The following is a 5,172-nucleotide window of genomic DNA, read 5'->3' on the forward strand; positions in this document are numbered from 1 at the left end:
GCGAGCCAGATCATTACGCGCCAGATCCACCAGCATCAGGTGTTCCGCCAGTTCTTTGTGGTCGGTGCGCATTTCCAGTGCGATACGGCTGTCGAGATCGCGGTCCAGTGAACCATCGGCATGTCGGCCACGTGGACGCGTACCGGCAATCGGGTAGATCTCAATCTGACGTGAAGTGGCGTCATACTTGGGTGAGCTTTCTGGTGAAGCGCCAAACAGCGCAAAGTCCTGATCCTGCATAAAGAACATATATGGGCTGGGATTGCTGTGCTTCAGCGTGTCATAAGCGGCCAGCGGAGAAGGGCACGGCCGCGCGAAGCGGCGTGATGGTACCACCTGGAAGATTTCGCCAATGCGAATCGCTTCCTGCATTTCACGCACCACATTGCAATACTCTTCATCGCTCTGGTTGGTGCTCAACGCCATTTGCTCAACGCGCTGAACCGGCAAAGCCGGGGCAGGCTGCGTCATTTGACCACGCAGCTGCTCAACACGGCTCTGCAAGCGCTGGAATTCGCTGGTGGACGGGCTGAACAAGCTCGCCTGCAGACGAGCGCTGCGCGTCTGGTGATCAATCACCAGTAGGGTTTCTGCCAGGTAGAAGCAGTAATCCGGGCAGCTTTGCTCATTACGCAGCTCGGGTAAATCTTCAAATCCGGCCACCAGGTCATAAGCAAACAATCCGCCGAGGAACATCGCTTCACGCTCTTCCTCTGGGCTGTTCACCAGTTGCGGAATCAGGCGCAGCGCATCGAAAACAGACAATGCTTTCAGACGTGAATCTTCATCGTGCAACCCCTGAGGCAGCGGGAAATGCAGCACGCGGCCATCCGGACGCGCTTCAATGCTGACATCCTGCGGCAGTGCTTCATCCAGCAGTGGCAGAATGGTGCGACCGTTTTCTGACAGCGCCTGTAATGTCACCACGTTGCCCAGTGCGCTGATGCGCAGGGCGCTATCCACAATCAGTAAGCTTTTCAGATTCTTTTTGCTGTCGATGTCGGCAGATTCAAGCAGCAGAGTTGCCGGACGTGCGCCGCAAATTTGATGGAACACTGCGGCCGGATCTTCGCGGTAGGGCGCGGTACCGGTAATCAACTTCAATGTAGGTTTCGCATTAGCCATTATTGTCATCTCTGAATTTCGCTCAAAAAAAAGCCCGCTCGATGGCGGGCTCAGGTATCTGCACAATGGTTACGCATGTTGTGCACGACGACGTCGCCCGTTTAAAGGATTATCGCGCCACCAACCTTTTGCAGGCGTACCAAAATTAGCCATGATGAGATACCCGTTACGCGTGAACTTGTGTACTAGTTAACTGGTTCAGGTGAAAAAAGTCAATACCCTTTTTCAGTCAGGGTCAAAATCGTTATCATGCCAGCCGAGTTAAGTTGCTGCTGGAGTTACCTTGTCGGATATTGCCCGTTTTCCCCTTTACGATTTACACAGCCATACCCAGGCGTCTGACGGTTTGCTGACCCCTACCGAGTTGGTGCAACGTGCCGTCGAAATGAAAGTAGGGGTACTGGCGATTACCGATCACGACACCGTTGCTGGCGTGGCAGAAGCGCAAGCCGCTGTGCAGCAACAGAATCTACCGATTCGTATTCTGGCCGGATTAGAGGCCTCTACATTGTGGGAAAACCACGAAATTCATATCGTAGGTTTAAATGTGGATTGCCAGCATCCAGCACTGACCTCGTTTCTTGAGCAACAGCATCAATGCCGCGTTGAACGGGCTCAGCTGATTGCAGAGCGTCTCGAACGTGCCCGCATTCCTGATGCGTTGGCTGGGGCGCAACGCCTGGCTCAGGGCGGTGTCATCACCCGCGGTCATTTCGCCCGTTATCTGGTCGAGATGGGTAAAGCCGATAACATGGCGCAAGTGTTCAAGAACTATCTTGCCCGTGGGAAAACCGGCTATGTGCCGCCGCAATGGTGTACAATTAAACAAGCTATTGATGTCATTCATCATTCTGGCGGCGTTGCGGTACTCGCACATCCGGGTCGCTATGGATTGTCTGCAAAGTGGCTTAAGCGACTGATTGCCCATTTCGCCGAGGTCGGTGGTGATGCAATGGAAGTGGCACAGTGTCAGCAGGCACCCAACGAGCGCACGCAGCTCGCGACTTATGCGCGCGACAATCAGCTGGCGGGATCGCAGGGATCAGATTTTCACCAACCCTGTCCGTGGATAGAACTGGGGCGCAAGTTATGGCTGCCGGGCGGCGTTGAACCCATCTGGGAACGCTTTCCCGCGTTAGCGCCCGCCGTGGCTATTGCAGACAGGTGACATGAGGTTTTTATGAGTCAATTTTTTCACATTCATCCAGATAACCCGCAACCGCGTCTGGTCAATCAGGCGGTCGATTATCTTAATAAAGGTGGCGTGATTGTCTATCCCACCGATTCGGGTTACGCGCTAGGCTGCAGACTGGAAGAGAAGAACGCGTTGGAGCGTATCTGCCGTATCCGGCAGTTAGATGGCAACCACAATTTTACGTTGATGTGTCGCGATCTGTCTGAGCTCTCGACGTATTCGCAGGTGGACAATACCGCGTTTCGTATTCTGAAAAACAATACGCCGGGCAGTTACACCTTCATTCTCAAAGCGACCAAAGAGGTGCCGCGTCGTTTGATGAATGACAAGCGTAAAACTATTGGTTTGCGCGTACCTTCCAATCCGGTGGCGCTGGCGTTACTGGAGAGATTGAATGAGCCGATGATGTCTACTTCGCTGATGTTGCCCGGTAATGACTTCACGGAATCGGATCCGGAAGAGATTCAGCACAGCATCGGTAAGCTGGTGGATCTGATCATTGATGGCGGCACGTTAGGGCAGCAGCCGACGACGGTGATCGATCTCACCAGCGATGTACCGGTTGTGGTTCGTGAAGGGGTCGGCGACACGCGCCCGTTCCTCTAATCACGCGTGGTCAGGCGGCGTTAACGTCGTCTGGCCTATATTCTTTTCCAGCCAATGTTTAAAATCACCGTACGGAATATACAGCGAAACATCTTTCAGAATGACTTGTTTGCTGCGCACATTGGAAATTTCATGGCTGTAGCCCACAATCACTCCGCCAATTGTCTGGTCAGCATTATATACCGCGCCCCCCGACATTCCCTGTACAACGCCAGCATTTGATGCCATTGCCATGCACGGTTTTTTATTCCATTTATTGGTAATAGCGGTGCGCGCTAAATTAACACCACTTGATTCCACGGGCATGGCTGAAATAAAGCTGTAGCCGTACATCTTAATGGGTTCACCGACTTTGCTGGTGCGGAATTTTGCCAGCGTTTCCGGGCTATTCTTATGATAGATAATGGCGACGTCGCAATAAGGATGATAAGCCTTCACACGCTGTACGGCAGTGGTGGCGACGTGCGCAGCTGTCAGGCTGTACTCTGGTGTTAAAGGGATGGTTGTACCGAGGATACCCAGACCCAATACCGTCGGGATGCCTGTCACGCTCATATCCACGTGTTCAAGCGCCGCTCGACTATACTCAGTATGGCCCACGGAACAGCCGCTCAGTGCCAGCGCCGCGAGGGCAGGCCAAAGCAGAGAGGTTTTCATGATAGTCATCTTCTTTTAAGCATGTCAGGAAAATCCCTGGTGAAGACTTTCGACATGCAAATTAAATTCATTCCGTGAATGAATAAACGCGTCAATTCCTGCGTGCGCTGGTTTATATTATCAACAATGCCACAGTGATTTTGTTAGTGGCTTGTTAGAGAAACGAGTGTAAATAGTAAAGGTTACGCTTTTATAAATACGGCACACTCTGTTTCAGGCTTAAATTTTACACAATTTTTTTATCAGAACAATTCATCAAATTTAATCTGAATCAAATAATGCGAAAATACAGACTTAATCCAACCTGCAGTTCCAATTAACTGGTAATTTAAAATTACTGGACTAATGAGCCTTATTTATCCCGGTTAATTAGTTTTTTATCCTGTTTTGCAGTTTGGGTTTAGATTTTATGTTTGGGATTATCCTTAAGCGTGGTGCGCAATCCTAGCAGACCAATCTTGAAAAGCGCTAATGTATCACGGGTCTAAAGTGGGGGTAATAACCAGGCATATAGAGCCAAGAGTAAATGATAAAAATTCAGTCACTTGGCGCATAAAGAAGAGAAGTGTGGTTGGTGTATCTATAAGCAGCGTAAATGTTTAGGCATATGGCACTAAACGGGTGACGCAGCCTTTGGCCTTTATTATCGGCAGCAAAGGAAAAGGTGTTAACGAAACTTGCGTTAGTGTAAAATCGCGGGCCGCCTGAGATGGCATGCGCTATGCTCAGCGGTAACAGATTCTGATATGGGAACTGGTAATCCCCGTATCGTACCTCTTCTTACCACGACGCCTGGGAAGGCGACAACGAGGCATCTCCATGAGTGAGAAACTACAAAAAGTATTAGCGCGTGCTGGTCACGGTTCACGCCGCGAAATCGAAACGATGATTTCAGCCGGACGCGTCAGCGTCGATGGCAAACTGGCGACGCTGGGCGATCGCATTGAAAATGATAAATCCCTGAAAATTCGTATTGATGGCCATCTGGTTTCGATTGCTGAATCCGCAACTGAAGTCTGCCGCGTGCTGGCGTATTACAAACCAGAAGGCGAACTCTGTACCCGTAACGATCCTGAAGGGCGTCCAACGGTATTCGACCGTCTGCCGCGTCTGCGCGGTTCACGCTGGATCGCTGTGGGTCGTCTGGACGTTAACACCTGTGGTCTGATGTTGTTCACCACCGATGGTGAACTGGCGAACCGTCTGATGCACCCAAGCCGTGAAGTTGAGCGTGAATATGCGGTGCGTGTATTCGGCGAAGTGGATGACGATAAAATTCGTCAGCTCAGTAAAGGTGTGCAGTTAGAAGATGGCCCGGCATCGTTCAAAACCATTAAGTTTGCTGGCGGTGAAGGCATCAACCAGTGGTATAACGTCACCCTGACCGAAGGACGTAACCGTGAAGTCCGCCGTTTGTGGGAAGCCGTAGGTGTGCAGGTTAGCCGCCTGATGCGCGTCCGTTATGGCGATATTCAGTTGCCAAAAGGGTTACCTCGCGGTGGCTGGATGGAGATGGAATTACCGGCGGTTAACTACCTGCGTACGCTGGTGGATATGCCGGAAGAGACGGTGACGAAAGTCGCGGTTGA

Annotated in this window: 5 protein-coding genes and 1 other annotated feature; of the genes, 3 read left to right on the forward strand and 2 right to left on the reverse strand. The window is 51.3% G+C overall.

Going from position 1 to position 5,172, the window contains the following annotated elements; all coding sequences use genetic code 11:
* The coding region (locus RT340_RS21735; RefSeq protein WP_313377722.1) for an anthranilate synthase component 1 at nucleotides 1–1,125 on the reverse strand (1,125 nt) is incomplete at its 3' end.
* A 24-nt stretch (nucleotides 1,126–1,149) separates the two neighbouring features.
* Nucleotides 1,150–1,254 (reverse strand) — a sequence feature (Trp leader region).
* Nucleotides 1,255–1,408: 154 nt separating this feature from the next.
* On the opposite strand from RT340_RS21735, the gene rnm reads away from it, so the two are divergent.
* Entirely contained in the window at nucleotides 1,409–2,293 is an 885-nt protein-coding gene (gene rnm / locus RT340_RS21740) for an RNase RNM (RefSeq protein ID WP_313377724.1), read from the forward strand.
* A 12-nt stretch (nucleotides 2,294–2,305) separates the two neighbouring features.
* Entirely contained in the window at nucleotides 2,306–2,926 is a 621-nt protein-coding gene (locus RT340_RS21745; protein ID WP_313377726.1) for an L-threonylcarbamoyladenylate synthase, read from the forward strand.
* Here RT340_RS21745 and RT340_RS21750 read toward each other — a convergent pair whose 3' ends face one another.
* Nucleotides 2,927–3,583, reverse strand: coding sequence for a serine protease (locus RT340_RS21750; protein WP_034821503.1), 657 nt, complete (start codon nucleotides 3,581–3,583; stop codon nucleotides 2,927–2,929).
* An 819-nt stretch (nucleotides 3,584–4,402) separates the two neighbouring features.
* Here RT340_RS21750 and rluB point away from each other — a divergent pair.
* Nucleotides 4,403–5,172, forward strand: a 770-nt coding sequence (rluB, locus tag RT340_RS21755; RefSeq protein WP_313377728.1) for a 23S rRNA pseudouridine(2605) synthase RluB, incomplete at its 3' end; no start/stop codon positions are given.

The organism is Pantoea sp. CTOTU50773 (assembly GCF_032082325.1).
GTDB classification, from domain to species: Bacteria; Pseudomonadota; Gammaproteobacteria; order Enterobacterales; family Enterobacteriaceae; genus Pantoea; species Pantoea communis.

Coding starts and splice junctions, on each gene's coding strand:
- RT340_RS21745 (WP_313377726.1), top strand. CDS start 2,306: ATGAGTCAATTTTTTCACATTCATCCAGATAACCCGCAACCGCGTCTG.
- RT340_RS21750 (WP_034821503.1), bottom strand. CDS start 3,583: ATGAAAACCTCTCTGCTTTGGCCTGCCCTCGCGGCGCTGGCACTGAGC.